The organism is Undibacterium sp. Ji83W, assembly GCF_049340385.1.
Taxonomy (GTDB): Bacteria; Pseudomonadota; Gammaproteobacteria; order Burkholderiales; family Burkholderiaceae_D; genus Undibacterium.
Map to the genome: position 1 here is coordinate 169148 of NZ_JBMPOZ010000003.1, position 20701 is coordinate 189848.

Sequence of the window (20701 nt, forward strand, 5' to 3'; positions counted from 1 at the left end):
AAAATAGTGAGAACAGGCCATGTCTGAAAAAAAAATAGAAAATCCCACTTTTGATTTCAGTGAACGCAGTGATGGACCTGCTGTTGTCGCCGTCTGGGGTGACGACAGTGCAGAAAGCGGCTTCCGCCTGGGGACCCGTGAATATGACTGGCACAGCCACCTGCGCGGACAAATTTTTTGTGTAGAAAGCGGTCTGGTACACATGCGCACACCGCGAGGATCCTGGTTGTCACCACCGAATCGCGCAGGCTGGATACCGCCTGGCGAAGCACATCAGGTCAGCATCAACAGTGCAATGAGCGGGTGGAGTGTCATGATCACACCCGAAGCGGCCAAATGCCTGCCTGACCAGCCCTGCGTGATGGGCGTGACCGAGCTGATGAGGTCACTGGTGCGTCGCGCCGTTTCCTGGTCTGGACAACTTGACCTGGCACCAGAACAGGAACGTCTGATCGCCGTATTGCTCGACGAAATACGTCAGGCTCCGCATGAGTCTTTGCATCTGCCGATGCCACAAGACCGTCGTTTGCTAAGAGTTACTACCGCAATTTTTGAGCAACCGGATATAGATCGTACGCTGGAAGAATGGGCAGCCTGGGCCGGTTTGTCAGCACGCACTCTTACCAGACTGTTTCGCGCAGAAACCGGGACCAGTTTCGCGCAATGGCGTCAGCAGGCCAGGCTCACCCAGGCACTAGAGCGCCTGGCGCAAGGTGAGCCGGTTGCCAACGTAGCAGAGTCTCTGGGATATGCAACACCCAGCAATTTTATTGCCATGTTCCGGCGCAATTTTGGTGATTCACCAGCACACTATTTTGCGAGCAGAGGGCTGTCTGTCTAGCTCTCTATCAGCCTGGTTCTGAAGAATTGCAATATCTGATCCCGCGCCGCCATGGTCAGTTGCCGCGCTCCATCAATCAGATGCGCTGTCACCACGCTATGCGAAGTTTTGACATAGCGCTGCAAGAAAGGGGCAGTGTCCTGATTGGCTGCACTGTCTGGTAACACCCTGGTGACGAAGCGTTCACTCAGTGCTTCTGAAAATGCGGCAAAGCTCTGGGCGCGGCAAAAGCTGTCGCCGTCAAACTGGTAAGCCATGAATTTCAGGTCTTCACTTTCCAGCCGGTCGCGCACGGTCTGCAGGTCGGCAGCATCCTCTTCTGCACTAGCCACGATACCGTCGCGCCAGAACAACGAGGGCATGTACACTGTAAAGCAGGATCACGTGCCCTGCGTGCAAAGCGCGCCACATGCGGGCTGATACCGGGCATCTCTGTCATGACGATGACAGCCGAGCCGCTGCCGCTGACATGGACAACTTTGTCAACGTCATTGAGATTGATCAGGTGTTGCGTGAAATCGCTGAGAGTATCATCCGCAAGCATATTTGGTTTGCTGATATCTTTGATGGCGATGGACATGATTACCCCGTTTATTCCAGTTGCCCAACGCGCCGGTTGGCGTTGACGTAGTTGAGGTGGTTGTGTCGCAATAAACGGATCTGATAAAGATTGGTATGGATGATTTTGGTAAAAGCTTCATCAAAAGCACCCTCCGCAAGGTTCTCAAACGACTTCATTATCCGTTGGAAGTCATGCTGCTTTGTGTACGCTGGTACGCGGCATACCCTCTGAGTTTTCGTCAGATTGTTGATCGTGAAGGACAAGCCATCGATTTTCTTCTCACGGCCAAACGCGCCCTGGCTGCGGCAAGACGCTTCTTTGAGCGCGCCATTGGACAACACGATTTACCTGATTCGATCACGATTGACAAAAGCAGCGTCGATACGGCAGCTATCGTCAGCATAATCAATAATACAGGTGCAGAGATTCGGATGCGTCAGAGCAAGTATCTTAACAACATCGTTGAACAAGACCACCGGGCTATCAAGCGACTAACCCGGCCCATGATGGGGTTCAAGAAATTCCCTTGTGCCAAGGCCATTATTGCGGGTATCGAAACCATGCATATGATTCACAAGGGACAGATGAAGTCTGACACCAAAGCCCAGGCTTTATCTGTATCTAAAGCTAAACAATTTTACAGCCTGCCATTCTAATTTTCTGGAGCCTTGTCGCCTTTCTAGCCCATTCGACCTTATTGCGACACAACCGTTGAGGTTATCTCCAGGCTAAAAATAGATGAATCAGGCTGAGATTAAACCTAACATGATCGCCTTGATGACTGCCTGATGTCTTTGGGTGACATTGAACTTAGTACGTATTTTATTGAAGTGGTAATTAACGCATGCTTCAGAAATACTCAGGATACTGCCGATTTCCCAAGACGTTTTTCCTTGAGCATGCCATTGCAGACATTCTTTTTCCCGGCGGCTCAGTTTGGGTACTTCGCTTGCGGCATCTGGCAAAATAAAGCGGGACAGGGAATCGAATGCCACATCGCGCAATAAGGTGAGCTGTGGCAAGACGGCGAAACCGTCATTGAGTATGTTTTTTCCTGACGTTAAATCGGTTACGCATGTCAGCATGCCGACAGCGCCCATAGAACCCAGCGGCAATGTAATACCGGCATATATTCCGTAGATGTTTGCTTCTTCATATAAGTGGCGTTGCCTTCGTGTTTCAAAGGTGTCGGCATTCCACACCAAAGGTGATTTGCGTTGCATTGAATGGTTGAAGACGGGGTCTATTTCCCAATAAGACTGTGACTCATAACGATGCATCCATTCTTTTGCATGATTACTGTAAACATAGGCGTTTTCGTAAGATTTGCTCATGCCACGCAAGAGCGTGAAGTTGATCTGGTCGAAACCCAGCTTGGCCACTTCCGTGGTCAGCTGTGCAAGTGTTTCTGATTCATCTTTGCTCTCCATGATATGCGCGTAACGTGAGAGACAATCCCCGTGGTGTCGCAAGTTGAATGCTGTATGTTGGTTATCCATGATGAGCCTTAATTAAATGTTAAGTAGATATTTAACTGGGCGTGACCCCGGTACCCCAAAAAAGTCCCCCCGACTTTTTTACAACTGACAAAACGCTTGGTTTCGCCACGTAATGACATAGCCTGACATCTGCGGAAATTTCCTCATAAAGCAGGGATGTGCCAGCCAATGTCATCCATTAGTACGCGGGAAAAACAAATCGCTGAGTCCGACTAGGGTGTGGGCGGCCCTGTAGCATTCACTAATCATCGCTTCTCAATACTGGAGCTACATTGTGCTGAGCCAGCGACTTTGGCTAGGTGTGTATAGGCAATGCTGAATATCAGCCTGCCTGCATGCAATTAGTTTCCCTATGGAAATGCATGACTGAATTTATATAAGAACTAAGCATGCCTTACTCCAAAAACGACTTTGTTTATGCGACGAATGCTATAGTGAAGCTTAAATGTTAAAAAATGATAACTATATTTGGTCTAATTATAATGAAATACGGCCATATCAAAAAGGCAATTTCGCATGTTGTTTTTTAATAAAGCAACCAGCCCTTTCATGATGGGACTATCAGGAGAGAAAAAAATTTCAGCGGCTTGAGAGCGCTGTCACTCTTGCACCCCGCAGAATTGTGCACGGCAAATGCCAGATGCACCAAGTTCGTGCCATATAAGCATTTTTTTTCCTGATCAGGCCAGGTTACAAATGCTTGCAAAATAAGAACCGTACGTCAGCATAAAAAAAGCTGCGAGGCTGGCTTTGCAGCACCACATCCAATAGGGGCACCTCTGTTCGCTACCATAACGACGACTGTTGGGTTTACGGCGGGACATACGGATGTTTCGCTATGGTACAAAGTGCGGGCAAACCGACACCATAGCTTCAAATTTGACGAAGGCGAGTTTAGGGATGCACGTTGGTTTTCGTTCGACGAAGTTCCGCTTGAGCGAACAGACCCGCATATGAAGCGATTCTGTTGATTTGCACTGAAAATTGACCCCACACTTTGCTGGATAAATTGCATCTATTGTGACCCACGTTTAGCACACAATCCTACTTATCTTGATGAGTAGGGGGCAGGAGTGATTGACGTGGCATTACTAGGTATTATTTGACGCTGGCACATTCGTGACCAGGTTCCATTACGGGAGATCGCCAGACGACTGGGCCTCTCTCGCGACACTGTCCGGCGCTATCCGCGCGACACTATCTGCGCTCTGAAGTCACAGAGCCAGCCTATGCGGAACGACAAACAACCAGTGCATCGACAAATATGCATTGCCGCTGTCAAGCTGGCTTAAAACCGAAGCTGGCAAGAATCGTAAGCAGCGACGCAGCTTAAAACAAATCATCTGGATCTAAAAGAACCGGGATTTGAAGGATCGTATGACCGGGTGGCAGCCTTCGCCAGGAAGTGGAAGGTGGATCAAACTGACAGGGTCAATTCAACCAGCAAACGAACACATAAAGTGTAGCATCGAAGTCAGGTATGTCACGAATCCGATCAACTAAACTTGGGAATCTCTCTCCTGACGAAAAAAGAAGGTTGCGAACTACAAGTGCGTTAGAGTTCCCCATTGTTTACATCCAAAAAAGTTAATAAATAAATGGCATCATTAGAAATTATTTCGGATCGCATGTAAACAAAAAACCCACCCCTCATAGAGGAAGTGGGTTCTTGTTTACATCTTAAAAAAGTTCGGGGTCAAAACGGAATATCATCATCCATATCCGAGAAATTCGGTGCCGGGCGTGATGCTGGGGCCTGGCGTTGTTGTGATGGGGCTGCCTGTGGGCGTGGTGCTGGTGCACCTCCACCGCCGCCACCGTAGCCACCACCATCATCCATACCTGCGCCACCGCCCATACCCTGGCGGCTGCCCAGCATTTGCATGCTGTCTGCCTTGATGTCGGTTGCGTATTTTTCTACGCCGTCTTTGTCGGTGTATTTGCGGGTGCGCAGGCTGCCTTCAACGTAGACTTGCGAACCTTTTTTCAGGTATTGACCAGCGATTTCTGCTAGTTTGCCGAAAAAGGTAATGCGGTGCCATTCTGTCTGTTCTTTCTTTTCACCGCTGGATTTGTCTTTCCAGCTATCGGTGGTTGCCACGGTGATGCTGGTCATTGCATCGCCTGATGGCATGTAACGGGTTTCCGGGTCTCTCCCAAGGTTGCCGACGATAATGACCTTGTTCACTGATGCCATGTATTTCTCCTAATTTTTCCTGATACAAATTAATTTATGCCTTGACCGCAACCGCAGTTTTGCTGCGCTTGGGGATGTTGGGCATATTGATAGCGATTATAAGCCAGACCGCTGTCAGCACTGCACTTACGATGAAAACCGAGTTCGATGCCATATTCTGTTTAATCCAGCCCCCCAGCAAACCGCCACAGAACAGGCCCAGGGCCTGCAAGGTGTTATACACACCCAATGCTGCACCTTTGGCGGCTGGCGGGGCGATACGCGATACCAGGGATGGCTGGCATGCCTCCAGGATATTGAAGGCAATAAAAAAAGCAAACAGCAAGCCTACCAGCATGGCTGGAGATTGCAAGTATTGCCACAAACCAAGCTCAACCACGAGCAGGAGTGCGATTGCGGCAACAAAGACTTGTTTCATCTTGCCAAATTTCTCACCGATGAAAATCGCTGGCAGCATGGCGATGAAAGAGGCGAACATCACGGGCAGGTAGACTTTCCAGTGCGCAGCAACTGGCAGGTCGGCATATTGCACCAATGCCGCTGGCACGACGACGAACATGGCCATCTGTGTCAGGTGCAGGGCAAACACGCCGTAATTGAGGCGCATGAGTTCAGTATTTTTCAAGACCACGGACAGGGGCACTGGTTTATGGCGTATGGCTGGTGCTTCTGGCGTGATGAACAAGACAACGGCGATACCGACTAGTGACAAGACACCGGTCAGGGCAAAGATGCCACTCATGCCTATGCTTTGATACAGCAAGGGTGCTGCCACCAAAGAAAATGCAAAGGTCAGGCCTATGGAGCCACCGACCATGGCCATGGCCTTGGTGCGGTGTTCTTCTCTGGTGGTATCGGCAATCAGGGCGGTAATGGCGGCGGAGATCGCGCCTGCACCCTGTATGCCACGACCAATGATGACGCCAACCACGGTGGTTGCAGATGCTGCAACAAAAGCGCCGATAGCAAACAGCAACAGGCCAATGACGATGATGCGTTTGCGGCCAAACTTGTCAGATGCTATCCCAAACGGGATTTGCCCAAACGCCTGGCTCAGGCCATACATGCCCATGGCAAGACCAACCAGGCTGGCATTATCACCATCAGGCAAGGTCTTGGCGTGAATTGCAAATACCGGCAGGATGAGGAACAGACCCAGCATGCGCAAGGCAAAGATGGAAGCGAGGGAGGCACTGGAGCTTATTTCCTCGCGGCTCATGCCCGCAGGCTCTTGCTCACTCAGTGCGGAAGCGTCGGAAGATGTTGCAATAGTCATATTCAAGAAGCTCGTCTACCTGGTTTAGTTTGCGCAAAGCAAAGACGAGCCCGCGATAATTTTCAAAACCCGTTATAGTATCAGGTTGCACGCCTACTTCCTTCAAATTCGGCCCAAATTCAGCACAGAGATTATGACGACACGCACAAAAGCAGTAAAAGCGCCCAAACCGGCAGAAATCGACTTTGATGCCAGTGATGTTCAATTGGCACAAAAACGTGATTTGATACGCGTACGCGGCGCACGCACCCATAACCTGAAAAATATCAGTATTGATCTGCCGCGCAATAAGCTGGTGGTCATCACCGGTCTGTCTGGTTCAGGCAAGTCTTCACTGGCTTTTGATACCCTGTATGCAGAAGGCCAGCGCCGCTATGTAGAATCACTGTCGGCCTATGCGCGCCAGTTTTTGCAATTGATGGAAAAACCGGACGTCGATCTGATCGAGGGTTTGTCCCCGGCCATCTCCATCGAGCAAAAAGCCACCTCGCATAATCCGCGCTCCACCGTTGGCACAGTCACCGAGATACATGATTACCTGCGTCTGTTGTATGCGCGTGTGGGTACACCGTATTGCCCTGATCATCCTGAGAACCCGCTGGCTGCGCAATCGGTATCGCAAATGGTGGATGCCGTGCTGGCCATGCCGGAAGATACCAAACTCATGATACTCGCGCCTGTGGTTGCCAACCGCAAGGGTGAGCACATGGATTTGTTTGAGCAGATGCAGGCGCAGGGCTTTATACGTTTTCGCGTACAGAGCGGCACGCATGAAGCGAAGATTTATGAAGTCGATAATCTGCCAAAGCTGAAGAAGACCGAGAAGCATACGATAGATGTGGTCATAGACCGCGTCAAGGTCAAGGCAGATATCAAACAGCGACTGGCAGAATCATTTGAGACTTGTTTGCGCCTGGCGAATGGCCGCGCCCTGATTGTGGATATGGATAGCAATCATGAGCAATTATTCTCGAACAAATTTGCCTGCCCTATTTGCGGTTATTCATTGCAGGAGCTGGAACCGCGCCTGTTCTCTTTCAATAACCCCATGGGTGCCTGCCCTGAATGTGATGGGCTTGGGCATATAGAATTCTTTGATCCTAAACGTATAGTCGCCTTCCCTAATTTGTCACTGGCCAGTGGTGCGGTCAAGGGCTGGGACAGGCGCAATCAATTCTATTTCCAGATGCTGTCGAACCTGGCGGCTTACTATGAATTTGATATTGATACACCATATGAACAATTGCCGGAATCGGCCCAGCAAATCATTTTGTATGGTTCAGGCAAGCAGCAGATACCGTTTACCTATATCAATGAAAAAGGCCGGACCGTCATCAAGGAACACAGCTTTGAAGGCGTGGTCACGAATTTGCAACGCCGTTATCGCGAAACTGATTCCATGGCCGTCAAGGAAGAGCTGGCCAAGTTCATCAATGAAAAACAATGCCCGTCATGCGATGGCGCGCGCCTGCGTATAGAAGCACGTTATGTCAAGGTGGGTACAGGCAAGCAGGAGAAGGCTATTTACGATATCAGCGCCATGCCTTTGCGCGAAACCCTGCACTTCTTTGAACACCTGAGGCTGACCGGTTCCAAACGTGATATTGCTGACCGCATCATCAAGGAAATCACAGCACGCCTGACTTTCCTGAATAACGTAGGCCTCGATTATCTGTCACTGGAACGCAGTGCTGATACTCTCTCTGGTGGCGAAGCCCAGCGCATACGTCTGGCATCGCAAATTGGTTCTGGCCTGACTGGTGTCATGTATGTACTGGATGAACCATCTATCGGCCTGCATCAGCGCGACAATGACAGACTCATCGATACGCTCAAGCATTTGCGCGATATTGGCAATAGCGTGCTGGTAGTCGAGCATGATGAAGATGCGATACGCTGCGCCGACTTTGTGGTCGACATGGGTATAGGTGCGGGTGTACATGGTGGTGAAATTATCGCCCAGGGTACGCTGGAAGACATCATGAGCAACACGCGTTCGCTGACTGCACAATATTTGAGTGGCGCGCTGGAAATTGCAGTCCCCAAAAAACGTAGCAAGGCTGACCCGTCCAAGCAATTGCTGATTGCCGGTGCGCGTGGCAATAACCTGAAAAAAGTCTCGATGAAATTGCCAGTGGGCTTGCTGACTTGCGTGACCGGTGTATCCGGCTCAGGCAAATCAACGCTGGTGAATGACACGCTGTACCACGTCGCTGCGCGTCACTTGTATGGTTCACAAACTGAACCGGCAACATTTGACCATGTCAGCGGCCTTGAGCATTTTGATAAAGTTATTTCTGTCGACCAGGCACCGATAGGCCGTACACCGCGTTCCAACCCTGCCACTTACACTGGCTTGTTCACGCCTATACGTGATCTGTTCGCAACTGTGCCAACGGCAAAAGAACGCGGCTATAGCGCAGGCCGTTTCTCCTTCAACGTCAAGGGTGGTCGCTGCGAAGCCTGCCAGGGTGATGGCGTGATCAAGGTCGAGATGCATTTCTTGCCTGACGTGTATGTACCTTGCGATGTCTGCCACGGCAAGCGCTATAACCGCGAAACCCTGGAAGTGCATTACAAGGGCAAGAACATCAATGAAGTGCTGGGCATGACGGTAGAAGATGCATTTGAATTCTTCAAGGTTGTGCCTATCATTGCGCGCAAATTGCAAACCCTGCTGGATGTGGGCCTGGGTTATATACGCCTGGGGCAAAGCGCCACTACCCTGTCGGGCGGTGAAGCACAACGCGTCAAGCTGTCGCTGGAATTATCCAAACGTGATACTGGCCGCACCCTGTACATCCTGGATGAACCAACCACTGGCTTGCACTTCCATGATATCGCCCTGCTGTTGAAGGTGATACACAGGTTGCGTGACCAGGGTAATACGGTAGTCATCATCGAGCATAATCTGGATGTCATCAAAACGGCTGACTGGCTGATTGATCTTGGTCCTGAAGGTGGTGCTGGCGGCGGCAAGATTATTGCTACAGGTACACCGGAAGAAGTAGCGGCCAATCCTGAGAGCGTGACGGGCAAGTATCTGGCACCGCTGCTGAAGAAATCAAAATAAAGTAATGCCTTGATGTGAGGCGCTGTTCCTGCAAAGGAAACAGCGCCTTTTTTATTGATGTTGCGTTGTGATGTTGCGTTGGGTGGTGTGCATTTTCATGAGCGTACTTTAGGCTTGGTTATAATAGGCTTCAATCCGCAGCACATCAGTTCTGCAATAACTACAAGATACCTGCTTAGCAATGACAATACGCCTGATAGTTGGCCTGGGAAATCCCGGCCCTGAATATGAACAAACCCGCCACAATGCCGGCTTCTGGCTGGTAGACCAATTACCAGCCAGCCTGCAAAGGGACAAGAATTTCAATGCCCTGGTAGGCAAGACGCGCATCGCCAACCAGGAGGTGTGGTTGCTGGAGCCGCAAACTTTCATGAACCGCTCCGGGCAATCCGTAGGTGCCATCTGCCGCTTCTACAAGATCACGCCAGACCAGGTGCTGGTGGTGCATGATGAACTTGATATCATGCCTGGCATAGCCAAGCTCAAGCTGGGTGGCTCATCCGGTGGTCATAATGGCTTGAAGGATATTACAGCGGCACTCGGTACCCAGGATTACTGGCGTTTGCGCATAGGCATAGGTCATCCGCGCAGCCTGAATTTAACCCAGGGCGTGGCGGACTTTGTCTTGCACAGGCCACGCAAGGAAGAGCAGGGGCCGATAGACGAAGCGATAGCCAATAGCCTGGCCGTGTTACCCTTGCTGGTTGAAGGTAAATTCCCTGAAGCGATGATGCAACTCCACACGACAAAATGAGTTCAGCAATACAAATCCATGCCGGTCGCAAAGCCTACGCACATCTACGTGAGCATGGCTTGCGCGCGCAGGATATTGCCATCATCCCGGCAGCGGCTGGCGGTCCCAAGGGCTTGATATTGCAGGCTCTGGATCAATGGATATTTGGTACATGGTTGCCAACAGCCCCGCGTGAACGCACGCTGATTGGTGCATCCATCGGTGCCTGGCGCATGGCGGCGGCCAGCCATGCTGACCCGGTGGCGGCTTTCCAGCGCCTGGGTGATTTGTATTGCGAACAGCGTTACCCTGAAAAACCTTCTGCTCAATATGTAACGCGGGAGATACAGAATCTCTTGCATGATTTCATAGGCGGGCATGAAGCAGAAGTCGTCAACCAGCCATTGCACAGATTGCATTTGCTGGCAGTACGCGGGCGTGGCTTGTTGAGCGCACCTAAATCTGTGCACAAGGCCAAGGCCGGTTTTGTGGCAGCGACCTTTGCCAACCTGGCTTCGCGCTCGCGCCTGGCCAGACATATGGACCGCGTGATAGTTGGTGATATGCGTGATCCGCTGTTCTGGCTGAAAGCGAAGTTCGATGGTTTTGATACCCACTTTTGCCCGCTGAAAACGGATAACCTGGGCTGGTCGCTACTGGCCTCTGGCACCCTGCCGCTGATCATGGAACCAGTCTCGCATATCCCGCATGCACCGGTGGGTACTTACTGGGATGGCGGCATTATCGATTACCACCTGGCCCTGCCCTATTCACGTGTGGCTGGCAGCAAGGATGGTGACCTGGTGCTCTACCCGCACTTTACCGATCATATTGTTCCCGGCTGGCTGGACAAGCCACTGCCATGGCGCAGGGCAGGCATGGGTGCCAATCGTCAATGGCTGGATAATGTGATCATGGTGTCACCATCGCCCTCTTTCCTGAAGACGCTGACACGTGGCAAGCTGCCGGATAGAAAAGATTTTTTTTATTACGGACTGAATCACGATTTCCGCATCCAGAACTGGAAACTGGCAATCAGCGAAAGCGGACGCATGCGTGATGATTTTGCGGCATTTGTTGAAAAGCCAAATCTTGATCTGGTGCAGCCCTTGAATTTCTAAAGCGGCCTGAACTCTGCAGCCCTGACTATGATGGCAATAATGATGATGGCGGTAGTTGCGAGCGCTGCACAGCCACGTACTGAACAAGTTCCGGGAAAAATTCCTGAAAACCTTTACTCAATGCATCGTAATTGCTGAGCAAATCACCCAGACCTGCACGCAACAAATCACCATTCTTTGACAGTCTTTGCGAAGTACGTTCGACTGCAATTCTTACTCCATCAAATTCATGATAAGACCCCAGCCAGTCCTGGCTGAGCATGCGCGGCACGGCTGCCTGCAAGTTATCAGGCAAGACTATTTTTGACTGTGCTTGCAGGGCGTTATAAAAGCGCTGTATCAAATCCTGACGTGAAGCCGGGCTGTGTTGCGGCCAGTTCTGGCTCAGGACATGATCATAAAAGATATCCAGCAAGATACCGGCATAACGGCGGTGCTTATCCTGGAACAATGCTTTGGCCTGCAAGACGATGGGATGGCTGTCGGTATAGCTATCGACTTGTCTGTGTATCTGGATATCAGCCTGGATTTCAGGATGATAAAGTGCAGTGTCTTTCAGTTTGACAAAGTCACCGAGCAAGGCACCCAGCATGGCTTTATCGCTATGCTGTGCCAGGTAAATATGGGCGAGGTAATTCATACGTAGAAGAAGTATAGCGGGCTTTGCATTTGCCTGCTGCGATGCTCGAATTTCCTTGCCCCTATTCTTTTGCTCTACTCTTCTGCCTGGCTGTCATCTTTATCAGCCATTGCTTTACTTGAGGGTACATGCCGCCCCTGCTGTTTCAGTGCCTGCCTGAGCAAATACTCAACCTGGGCATTGGCACTGCGCAGCTCTTGTGCCGCCATGCGTTCGATCTCGTTCCACAACAGGGGATCGATACGCAGGGGGAAGGATTTTTTTCCTGGGCTGGCCATTGTCAGGCATTCAAACGAGGAACGATATAACTGAGCAGGCGCTGCGGATCTTGCGTGCCCAGGCGCAGTGCCTTGCCATTGCGCAAAACCACCAATATGGCGGCATTGCCAGTGGCGTTATATAACATGCCCTTGCTTGTGAACCTGATGCCATAGCCTTCCATCATGCTGGTCGTGGCAGCTTCTACATAAGCAATATCAGACAGGGCAATTTTCCAGGAAGGGAAACCAATCAGGCCAAAATGCCAGCGCAAATAACTTGCGTCAACGCTTATAGTCAAAGCACCGAGTAAAGCCAGTAACAGCAGGCTCACCAGGGGCAATGCCAGTTTGATGCCTATCATTCCTGGCCCCAGGTATATCAATTGCACCGCAAGTAAAAGCACGGTACCGACAGGCAGGATAATCCACAACAATTTTATCCACTGTTTTTCCACATAGACTGGATGTTCCATCATCTTATCTCGCTACGTAATCAGTTGTACAAAGTGCCGGTATTGATGACGGGCTGGGTTTCCTTATCTGAACACAGCACCACCAGTAAATTGCTGACCATGGCAGCTTTTCTTTCATCATCGAGCTCGCATATCTTGCGCTCTGACAGACCTTGCAAAGCAGCTTCCACCATGCTGACTGCACCGTGCACGATTTTCTTGCGCGCGCTGATGATGGCTTCAGCCTGCTGGCGACGCAACATGACCTGGGCAATTTCTGCGGCGTAGGCCAGGTGCGTTAATTTGGCATCCTCAACATCAATACCGGCAGCAGTGAAGCGCTTATGCAATTCGTCACGCATGGCACCGGCTACCACATCCATGCCTGCCCGCAATGTCGTCTCGCCTTCGGCAAGGTCTTCACCATCGTCATAGGCATATTGCGTTGCCAGGTGGCGTATCGCAGCTTCAGACTGAATATTTACAAATCTCTCAAAATCATCGACATTGTAAATCGCCAGCGCCGTGTCCTCCACTCGCCAGATAATGGCAGCACCAATTTCCACGGGATTGCCGCGCTTGTCATTCACTTTCAGCGGCGCCGTGTTCAAAGTGCGGGCACGCAGGCTGAGCTTGCGTTTTGAATAGAAAGGATTCACCCAGCGCAAGCCTTCGCTACGGTCTGTGCCCTTGTATTGTCCGAACAGAGACAATAAAGCAGCTTCATTCGGTTGCAGCATATACAGACCAGTGAGTATAAAAATACCCACAACAACAATCGCCAGACGCGCCAATACCGCGGGCACACTCGGTTGACCTGAGCCTACCAGGTCAATAAAACTATAGGCACCGCCTGCCACAAACAGCAGGCCGACAATAATCATGAAATAACCGTCCAGCGATGGGCGGGAGCGCTCTTGTATTAATTTTTTACCAGTCGCTGACACTGAGGTAGTACTCATACTTTCTCCTGATAGATGGCACTTTGAAATCAAAGTGATATCACTTTAGTGTGCACGCGTGGAAATGTCAAGGGAGATTAAAAATGAAAGCAGAAGCTTGAAAACAGCTTAGGGATGACAAAAAGGCCACCCATTATGTTGGCCTCTTCATGGGCAGACAGGCTCAAGACAAGGGAAACAAATTCTTCACACGATTACCGGCAAGCTGCTTGCTCGCTGCCAATACTGACAGGCAGGTTTGCGGCTTGCAAGTTGCGGGCACAGTTTCGACCTCATGTACTTGCTCCCCTGCAGGTTTGCTACGGGTACCGGCAAAATACAAAAGTACGCCCAGCAGGGCCGCCGAGATCAATACCCAGAACATGACATCGCTATGAAAATGCGCCAATAGAAAACCGCAAATGACAGGATTAAGTGCTGCACCAAACATGGCCAGGCTTTGCGCCCCATAGTAACTGCCGCGTTTGTCGGCGGGCGCGATCATGTCGATGAACATGTATTCACAAGGGATGACAATGACCTCGCCAACCGTGAAAGCCAGCGTTGCCACTATCCAGCTTAGCGAACTACTGGCATGCATGAAGCCCAGCAAACCCACGGCATACAACATGGCACCCAGGCTGACCCAGCGGAACAGGTATTTTTGCTGCATGAGTTTGCCTACCGGATATTGCAAGACCACCACCGTCACCGCATTGGTGATGAGAATAAATGGCAGCAATTGGGCGGTAGCCTGCGTGCCCTGGCTGACGATCAGGTATTGCGACAAGTAACCGGAGACAAAGCGCCCAAATACAAAGGAAGTCAGCACACTGCCCATGGTGAACAGAACCAGGCGGCGGTCTGTGCGCAACACACGCATGGTCGCCTTGAAGCCTGCGGGGCTGGTTTTGACTTCAGAATTTGTCTTGACTACTGCAGCCGGCCTGCCCAATACCTGCGATGCCAGCAGAGAGAAGCCTGCCGCCAGCCACAATGGTGCTGATATCTTGATGGCAAACAACCAGGCACCCAGTACAGGGCCAAGAGCAAAGGCGACATTGATAAGTGTGTAGTTGAGGGCGAATGCTTTTGGCCTTTGATCTGGCGGCAATAAATCAGCCAGCATGGCTTTCAGGGAAATGCCGCGCAATGTCAGTGCAGACTCTATGCACATCAATGCCAGCAAGGCGGTAAAGGCATTTGGCGCAATCGTCAGCGACGCAGTACACATGGCGACCACCACACCCGCCAGCTTCATGAGCAAATTCTTGCTGACCCGGTCTGCCAGATAACCCGCATACAGGCTGAACAAAGTAGAAAAGAAAATGCTGCCACCCAGCACCCAGCCTATGACTTGGGGGTTGAGGCCCAGATGCTCATTCAGGTACAGCGCCATGAAAGGCAGGGCCACTGCGCGCCCCATGACAAAGACAAAAGAACTGAATAAAAGCCGTATCACGGTAGCGGGAAAGCGGGGCATCATCTTCCTTTTCGGGTCATTCAAACAGCAGGCACTTGTTGATATAGATGAGTATCTACAAAAAAGCAGAAACAAAAAATGGATATAATTTAAAAAAATTTTTCCTCTTTTATGCCTTGGTTATCGGGATAGACTATTCGCCATGAAACTGCTCGACCAATACCGCAAACTGCATGCCTTTCTGCAGCATCATGAACAACAGCCCGGCCTGCCAGCGCTGGCACTGGCCATGCATTGCAGTGAACGCAATATGCGCAACCTGTTGGCGAAAATGCAGCAACGCGGCTGGCTGGACTGGCAGGCAGGACGCGGACGTGGCAATCATTCGCAGCTTGAGTTTTTGCAAACCCCGGACAGCCTGGCGCTGGATCATCTCTCGCAATTTCTGGCGCGTGGTGATCTGGAACAGGCTTTTGCCAGCCTGGATGATCACCAACGTCAGCAACTGGCAACGCGCCTGCCTGATTATCTGGGCATGCCGGACAGTGCCTGCCGCAGCTTGCGCATGCCCCTGTTCCGCACGGTAGAAAGCCTGGACCCTTTGAAAGTATATGGTCGTCTGGAAGCACATCTGGTGCGGCAAATCTTCTCGCGCCTGACGACCTTTGATCATGAACAAAATGCCTTGCGCCCAGCTATCGCCCATCATTGGGAAAGCGAAAAAAATGGCAGCGTCTGGCATTTCTGGTTGCGGCCAGGATTAAGTTTTCATGATGGTGCTGAACTGGGTACAGAAGATGTCAAAGCCAGCTTCTTGCGCCTGCGTGATGAGTCGGCGATTTATCAACGCTTATACCGTCACCTGCAATATGTAGAGACTGGACCCAGCCAGCGCGTGAGTTTTTATCTGGATCATCCTGACCAGTTGTGGCCGAATTGCCTCGCCACCGCCAATTCATCCATCGTGCCGCGCCAGCGTGCGCCTGATTTTGCACGCTTCCCGGTTGGCAGCGGTGCATTTCGCGTGATACGCAACAATACCTATCAACTGACCTTGCAGGCTTTCAAGGATTATTACCGTGAACGCCCTTTGCTTGATGAAATAGATTTATGGATGCTGCCACCACCATCCGGCCCATCGGGATTTGATTTGCAGTTTGGTTATGCCAATCAGGATTGCTCAAAAAAACAAACCATCGCTGGTGCAGAATCCGGCTGTACTTACATCATCTGCAATTCTTCACGCAGTTTTTTTAAAACTGCCGAACAAAGGCTGGCACTGGCAGACTGGCTGGCACCAGAAACCCTGTTTGATCCGGAAGAACGTAGCAGGAAACCAGCCTCAGGCTTGCTGGCGATCTGGAAGCACCGCGTCGCCAAGAAACCGAAATGCTGCAATTTCAAGCTTGGCAGCAAACTACGCATGGTCAGTGGCCAGACGCCTGAAATGCTGAGCCTGGCACAAGCGGTAAAGCAAAGACTGGAAGCAGGTGGCATCACCGTTAGCTGGACCAGCCTGCCCTATGATCAACTGCTGGCACGCGACTGGATGAAAGATGCTGATCTCGTCGTGACTCGCGAAGTCATGCATGACGACCAGGATTTTGGTTGCTACGAATGGTTTGTTGCCGACAGCGTATTCCGCCGCTGGATGCCTGCCAGTGCGCTGAAACCAATGGATGCTGAGCTGATGAAAATCAAGGAACTGGCAGACAGCAAACGCCGCATGCTGGCTTATGCACGCATAGGAAGACGACTCGTCAAAGAAGGCTGGATGATACCGGTCTCGCATGAAAACCAGCAAGTCAGCATCGCCCCGCATGTAGCGGGGGTGAGGATGACACCGTTTGGTTTTGTATCGTTTAATGAACTATGGCTAAAGCATTAGGAGCCGATGCGCACCCGCATTGATTAAACCCTGAAGACAGCAAAGAATTTGTTTTCTACGGTAAGATGCTGATCCAATCCCTCTTTGTTTGCCCTGGATGAAAACCCGTATCCGTACCGAAGCTGCCGCCCTCTGGACCATTGCCTGGCCTGTCCTGATAGGGCAGCTTGCCACCGTAGGCATGAGTGTGGCCGACGTCGCCATGACCGGCCACCTGAGTGCGAACGACCTTGCTGCGGTGTCACTGGGCGCGAATGTCTGGGTGATTATCCTGGTCAGCGTGATGGGCATCATGATGGCGGTGAATACCGTGATTGCCCATGAGGTAGGCGCAGAAAATCATGAGCGTGTGCCGCACATGGTGCGCCAGGCTTTGTGGCTGGGTCTGGGTGTGGGCCTGGTTGGCTGTGTGCTATTGAATATCGCCACGCTGGTTTTCAATTACCTGCAACTTGACCCGGCCATCAATGCCAAGGCTTCGCAGTTCGTACATGTCATCAGCCTGGGTATGCCTGCCTTTGCCATGTACCGCGCCCTGTATGGTTACACCACCAGCCTGAACCAGACCAAGCCTGTGATGGTGATTGCGCTGGGTGGCCTGGCTTTTAATATCATCATCAACTGGCTGTTTATTTATGGTCATCTGGGTTTTCCCAAGCTGGGCTCTACCGGCTGCGCCATGGCTACCGGCATGGGGCTGTGGCTGATGCTGGGCGCAATGCTATTCTGGATGCGCCGTGCCGAAGCCTACAAAGAGACTTTCCCCTTCAGCCATTATGAAGGGCCCAACTGGACAGAAATCCGCTCTACCCTGCGCCTGGGCCTGCCTATAGGTGTCACGTATTTTGCTGAAGTCTCGGCCTTTGGCGCTGTCGGTTTGCTGATTGCCCGCTTTGGCGTGGTGCCGGTATCGGCCAACCAGATCGCTCTGAATTTTTCATCGCTGGTGTTCATGGTGCCATTGAGCCTGGGTATCGCCCTGACCACGCGGGTCGGGCAAACCCTGGGCGAAGGCGACCCGGAACGGGCACGCTTTATCTCATGGACAGGCTATGCATTGTCAACCAGCTTTGCCGTCATATCGGCGCTGGGCATCATGATCTTCCGCGACTTGGTGGCGGCGGCCTATACCTCTGACCCGGCAGTGCAGGCCATGGCGTCCGAGTTACTGCTGTATGCGGCCATCTTCCAGTTGTCTGATGCAGCGCAGGTCACCGCATCTTGTGCCATACGCGGCTACAAAGTTACGCGCACGCCGATGCTGATACATCTGATGGCATTCTATGGCTTTGCCCTGCCGATAGGCTGCGTGCTGGGGCTGGCACCATCATGGTTGCCATGGCATCCAGAAGAACCGATGGCAGCACGCGGTTTCTGGATAGGCCTGGTACTCGGCCTGACTATTGCCGGCATCATGTTGACAGGTTTGCTGCATAAACTCAGCCAGCGCAGGATCATGCAAGCTGCTGGTACAGCCCGGTAATACCATCCATGGTGCTGAGTATGCGCTCGCTGGTGGTGGCAACATTGATCGCATATTGACGGGCATTTTTAGGTTCGCCGATCTTGCGCAAGGCATCATCAAAAAACATCCATTGCTGCTGCGCCAGTGCCAGTTCGTCGCGTATGCGCAGGGTGTTCGATGTTGCTGCCTGCAAGGTCGTCATACCAGCAACAAAGTCCTTGCGCGCGGCTTCCAGCTTGACCATCACATCTGGTGGTGCCACACCCCATTGCTGGGCCTGGTAAAACTTGGCCATCCTTTGTGAGAGCATGCGCTGCCTGCCTGAGATATTCACCAATTGCCCCATGGCCGTGCCTGAATAAGTTTCCAGTTGCACCGTGGCCTTGTGGGCGATACTCAAGACATCTTCATTGAGCACCATGATAAGGCGGGCATCTTGCTGATTGGGCTGTTTTTCCAGCAAGACTTTTTTATATCCCAGCCAGTTTTTTTCCATTTCAGACAACAACTGCTTATTGTCATTGGTGGGTGCAAAAGTTTTCAGCTCGGCCAGTTGCTTGTCAAAACTCGCCAGGGATGTATCAAGTATCTTGCGTGACTGCTCCACCTCAATACCCTGCCCCAGTTGCAAATAGGCCTTGGCCAGGCGCTGTGACAACATGCGCTGACGACCAGATTTATTGATTGCTTCATTCAAGCTGATGACTTGTGCAATCGCATAAGAGAGCACAGCAAGATTACCCACCGTCAATACTACCCTGCCAATAAATCCACGTCTGTCCATGTCTTGCTCCTGAATAATTGTTGGAATTAATATTCACAAAGCAAACTTCATACCTGTATTTTTAAAGAAAACCGCCCCAAAATAAGGCGAACATCATTTATTGTATCGTTTGAATATTGCGCCGGCCTGTCGCGCTGCCTGAATTATTAGCAAGATTTCCCGGTTTTATTCCAGTATCGTAGCCAGAATCAGTCTGAAGGCCATGCTTTCCGGTAAAATAGCGGGTTAATCAAATCCAACTGGCAAAACATCATGAGTCTCAAATGCGGCATCGTCGGCCTGCCTAACGTCGGCAAATCCACACTGTTCAATGCGCTGACCAAAGCAGGCATACCGGCAGAAAATTATCCTTTCTGCACGATAGAGCCGAATGTGGGCGTCGTTGAGGTGCCAGATCCGCGTCTGAAACAACTGGCCGACATCGTCAAGCCTGAGCGTATCCAGAACGCCATCGTTGAATTTGTCGATATCGCCGGTCTGGTTGCCGGTGCATCCAAAGGTGAAGGCCTGGGCAACCAGTTCCTCGCGCACATCCGTGAAACTGACGCCATCGTCAATGTCGTACGCTGCTTTGAAGATGACAATGTGATCCACGTGGCTGGCAAAGTCAGCCCGCTGGATGATATCGAAGTTATCCAGACAGAACTGGCACTGGCCGATATGGGCACAGTAGAAAAAGCCATCCACCGCGAAAACAAGAAAGCCCGTTCTGGCGATAAAGATGCAGCCAAACTGGTCGCCGTACTGGAACGCATCATGCCTGCCCTGAACGATGCCAAGCCTGTGCGTGCACTGGGCCTGGATGCAGAAGAAATGCTGCTCATCAAGCCACTGTGCCTGATCACTGCCAAGCCGGCCATGTATGTAGCCAACGTGTCAGATCATGGTTTCACCAATAACCCATTGCTGGATCTATTGACTACCTATGCAAATTCACAAAATGCCCCTATCGTGGCAATTTGCGCTTCCATAGAATCTGAAATCGCTGATCTGGACGATGCCGACAAAACCGAGTTCCTGGCCGACATGGGCATGCAAGAACCCGGGCTCGACCGCCTGATACGTGCGGCATTCAAATTGCTGGGCCTGCAAACCTACTTCACTGCGGGCGTCAAGGAAGTACGCGCCTGGACTATCCACGTAGGCGACACAGCACCGCAAGCAGCTGGCGTCATCCACACCGACTTCGAACGCGGCTTCATCCGCGCCCAGACCATCGCATTTGATGATTACATCAACTTCAAAGGTGAATCCGGTGCCAAGGAAGCAGGCAAGATGCGCGCCGAGGGCAAGGAATATGTGGTCAAGGATGGCGATGTGCTGAACTTCTTGTTTAATGTGTAAATAAGGTATAAATAAGGTCTGAAAGAATCTGGCCAGCATCAGAAAAACCCACAAAAAGCCGCGACATTCGCGGCTTTTTTGCTTCCTTTATTGCCCTTGCGTCTGAGATGTAATACTTTAAGCACTTCGCTGCCCAGCGTCACTATCCACCTCACGGAGAAAATTTGCCTGACAAGTATCCATGCCCTGCCACTTGTGCGAG

The 20701-nt window shown here is 51.4% G+C and carries 19 protein-coding genes; 9 read left to right on the forward strand and 10 right to left on the reverse strand.

Annotated elements, in window-relative coordinates; genetic code table 11:
* Window positions 1–19 precede the first annotated feature (19 nt).
* Window positions 20–841 carry an AraC family transcriptional regulator gene (locus ACO0LD_RS07490; protein WP_423005289.1) on the forward strand — a complete coding sequence of 274 codons (822 nt, stop codon included), beginning with the start codon at window positions 20–22 and terminating at the stop codon, window positions 839–841.
* On the opposite strand, the gene ACO0LD_RS07495 is transcribed toward ACO0LD_RS07490, so the two are convergent.
* Entirely contained in the window at window positions 838–1203 is a 366-nt protein-coding gene (locus tag ACO0LD_RS07495; RefSeq protein WP_423005291.1) for a hypothetical protein, read from the reverse strand. The genes ACO0LD_RS07490 and ACO0LD_RS07495 overlap by 4 nt on opposite strands.
* Window positions 1204–1250: 47 nt before the next feature.
* Here ACO0LD_RS07495 and ACO0LD_RS07500 point away from each other — a divergent pair, with 47 nt between their 5' ends.
* Together ACO0LD_RS07500 and ACO0LD_RS07505 are read left to right on the forward strand one after the other, a co-directional pair.
* On the forward strand, window positions 1251–1472 hold the full coding sequence (locus ACO0LD_RS07500) for a hypothetical protein (protein ID WP_423005292.1): 222 nt from the start codon (window positions 1251–1253) through the stop codon (window positions 1470–1472).
* A gap of 44 nt (window positions 1473–1516) precedes the next feature.
* The gene (locus tag ACO0LD_RS07505) at window positions 1517–2059 is read left to right on the forward strand and encodes a DDE-type integrase/transposase/recombinase (protein ID WP_423005293.1); all 543 of its coding nucleotides are present in this window, start codon (window positions 1517–1519) and stop codon (window positions 2057–2059) included.
* A gap of 87 nt (window positions 2060–2146) precedes the next feature.
* On the opposite strand, the gene ACO0LD_RS07510 is transcribed toward ACO0LD_RS07505, so the two are convergent.
* The 3 genes from ACO0LD_RS07510 to ACO0LD_RS07520 form a co-directional block, all read right to left on the reverse strand.
* On the reverse strand, window positions 2147–2902 hold the full coding sequence (locus tag ACO0LD_RS07510; protein WP_423005295.1) for an autoinducer binding domain-containing protein: 756 nt from the start codon (window positions 2900–2902) through the stop codon (window positions 2147–2149).
* A 1696-nt stretch (window positions 2903–4598) separates the two neighbouring features.
* Window positions 4599–5099, reverse strand: a complete 501-nt coding sequence (gene ssb, locus ACO0LD_RS07515; RefSeq protein ID WP_423005297.1) for a single-stranded DNA-binding protein — start codon at window positions 5097–5099, stop codon at window positions 4599–4601.
* Between the two features lie 34 nt (window positions 5100–5133).
* Window positions 5134–6318 carry an MFS transporter gene (locus ACO0LD_RS07520; protein ID WP_423005899.1) on the reverse strand — a complete coding sequence of 395 codons (1185 nt, stop codon included), beginning with the start codon at window positions 6316–6318 and terminating at the stop codon, window positions 5134–5136.
* Window positions 6319–6508: 190 nt separating this feature from the next.
* On the opposite strand from ACO0LD_RS07520, the gene uvrA reads away from it, so the two are divergent.
* From uvrA to ACO0LD_RS07535, 3 genes are all read left to right on the forward strand, one after another.
* The gene (gene uvrA / locus ACO0LD_RS07525) at window positions 6509–9448 is read left to right on the forward strand and encodes an excinuclease ABC subunit UvrA (protein WP_423005299.1); all 2940 of its coding nucleotides are present in this window, start codon (window positions 6509–6511) and stop codon (window positions 9446–9448) included.
* Between the two features lie 181 nt (window positions 9449–9629).
* On the forward strand, window positions 9630–10202 hold the full coding sequence (gene pth, locus ACO0LD_RS07530) for an aminoacyl-tRNA hydrolase (protein ID WP_162043524.1): 573 nt from the start codon (window positions 9630–9632) through the stop codon (window positions 10200–10202).
* Window positions 10199–11302 carry a patatin-like phospholipase family protein gene (locus ACO0LD_RS07535; RefSeq protein ID WP_423005301.1) on the forward strand — a complete coding sequence of 368 codons (1104 nt, stop codon included), beginning with the start codon at window positions 10199–10201 and terminating at the stop codon, window positions 11300–11302. Before pth ends, ACO0LD_RS07535 begins: the two co-directional genes overlap by 4 nt.
* A 25-nt stretch (window positions 11303–11327) precedes the next feature.
* Here the strand turns inward: ACO0LD_RS07535 and ACO0LD_RS07540 are convergent, their stop codons facing one another.
* From ACO0LD_RS07540 to ACO0LD_RS07560, 5 genes are all read right to left on the reverse strand, one after another.
* Complete coding sequence (locus ACO0LD_RS07540; protein WP_423005303.1) at window positions 11328–11942, reverse strand: ACP phosphodiesterase; 615 nt, start codon at window positions 11940–11942, stop codon at window positions 11328–11330.
* Between the two features lie 74 nt (window positions 11943–12016).
* Window positions 12017–12220 carry a hypothetical protein gene (locus ACO0LD_RS07545; RefSeq protein WP_423005305.1) on the reverse strand — a complete coding sequence of 68 codons (204 nt, stop codon included), beginning with the start codon at window positions 12218–12220 and terminating at the stop codon, window positions 12017–12019.
* A 2-nt stretch (window positions 12221–12222) separates the two neighbouring features.
* Window positions 12223–12678, reverse strand: coding sequence for a hypothetical protein (locus ACO0LD_RS07550; RefSeq protein ID WP_423005307.1), 456 nt, complete (start codon window positions 12676–12678; stop codon window positions 12223–12225).
* Window positions 12679–12695: 17 nt separating this feature from the next.
* Window positions 12696–13616: an SPFH domain-containing protein gene (locus ACO0LD_RS07555; protein ID WP_423005309.1), complete on the reverse strand. Its 921-nt coding sequence runs from the start codon at window positions 13614–13616 to the stop codon at window positions 12696–12698.
* 163 nt (window positions 13617–13779) lie between these two features.
* Entirely contained in the window at window positions 13780–15081 is a 1302-nt protein-coding gene (locus ACO0LD_RS07560) for an MFS transporter (RefSeq protein WP_423005311.1), read from the reverse strand.
* 139 nt (window positions 15082–15220) lie between these two features.
* Between ACO0LD_RS07560 and ACO0LD_RS07565 the strand changes: the two genes are divergently transcribed.
* Complete coding sequence (locus ACO0LD_RS07565; protein ID WP_423005313.1) at window positions 15221–16906, forward strand: SgrR family transcriptional regulator; 1686 nt, start codon at window positions 15221–15223, stop codon at window positions 16904–16906.
* 97 nt (window positions 16907–17003) lie between these two features.
* A complete protein-coding gene (locus ACO0LD_RS07570; protein WP_423005315.1) occupies window positions 17004–18389 on the forward strand; it encodes an MATE family efflux transporter in 1386 nt (461 codons plus the stop codon).
* On the opposite strand, the gene ACO0LD_RS07575 is transcribed toward ACO0LD_RS07570, so the two are convergent.
* Window positions 18361–19155 (reverse strand): type IV pili methyl-accepting chemotaxis transducer N-terminal domain-containing protein, encoded by a 795-nt coding sequence (locus ACO0LD_RS07575; RefSeq protein ID WP_423005317.1) that lies wholly within the window; start codon window positions 19153–19155, stop codon window positions 18361–18363. The two genes, ACO0LD_RS07570 and ACO0LD_RS07575, sit on opposite strands and share 29 nt — an antisense overlap.
* A 252-nt stretch (window positions 19156–19407) precedes the next feature.
* Between ACO0LD_RS07575 and ychF the strand changes: the two genes are divergently transcribed.
* Window positions 19408–20499, forward strand: a complete 1092-nt coding sequence (gene ychF, locus ACO0LD_RS07580) for a redox-regulated ATPase YchF (protein WP_423005319.1) — start codon at window positions 19408–19410, stop codon at window positions 20497–20499.
* The last annotated feature ends 202 nt before the right edge of the window (window positions 20500–20701 follow it).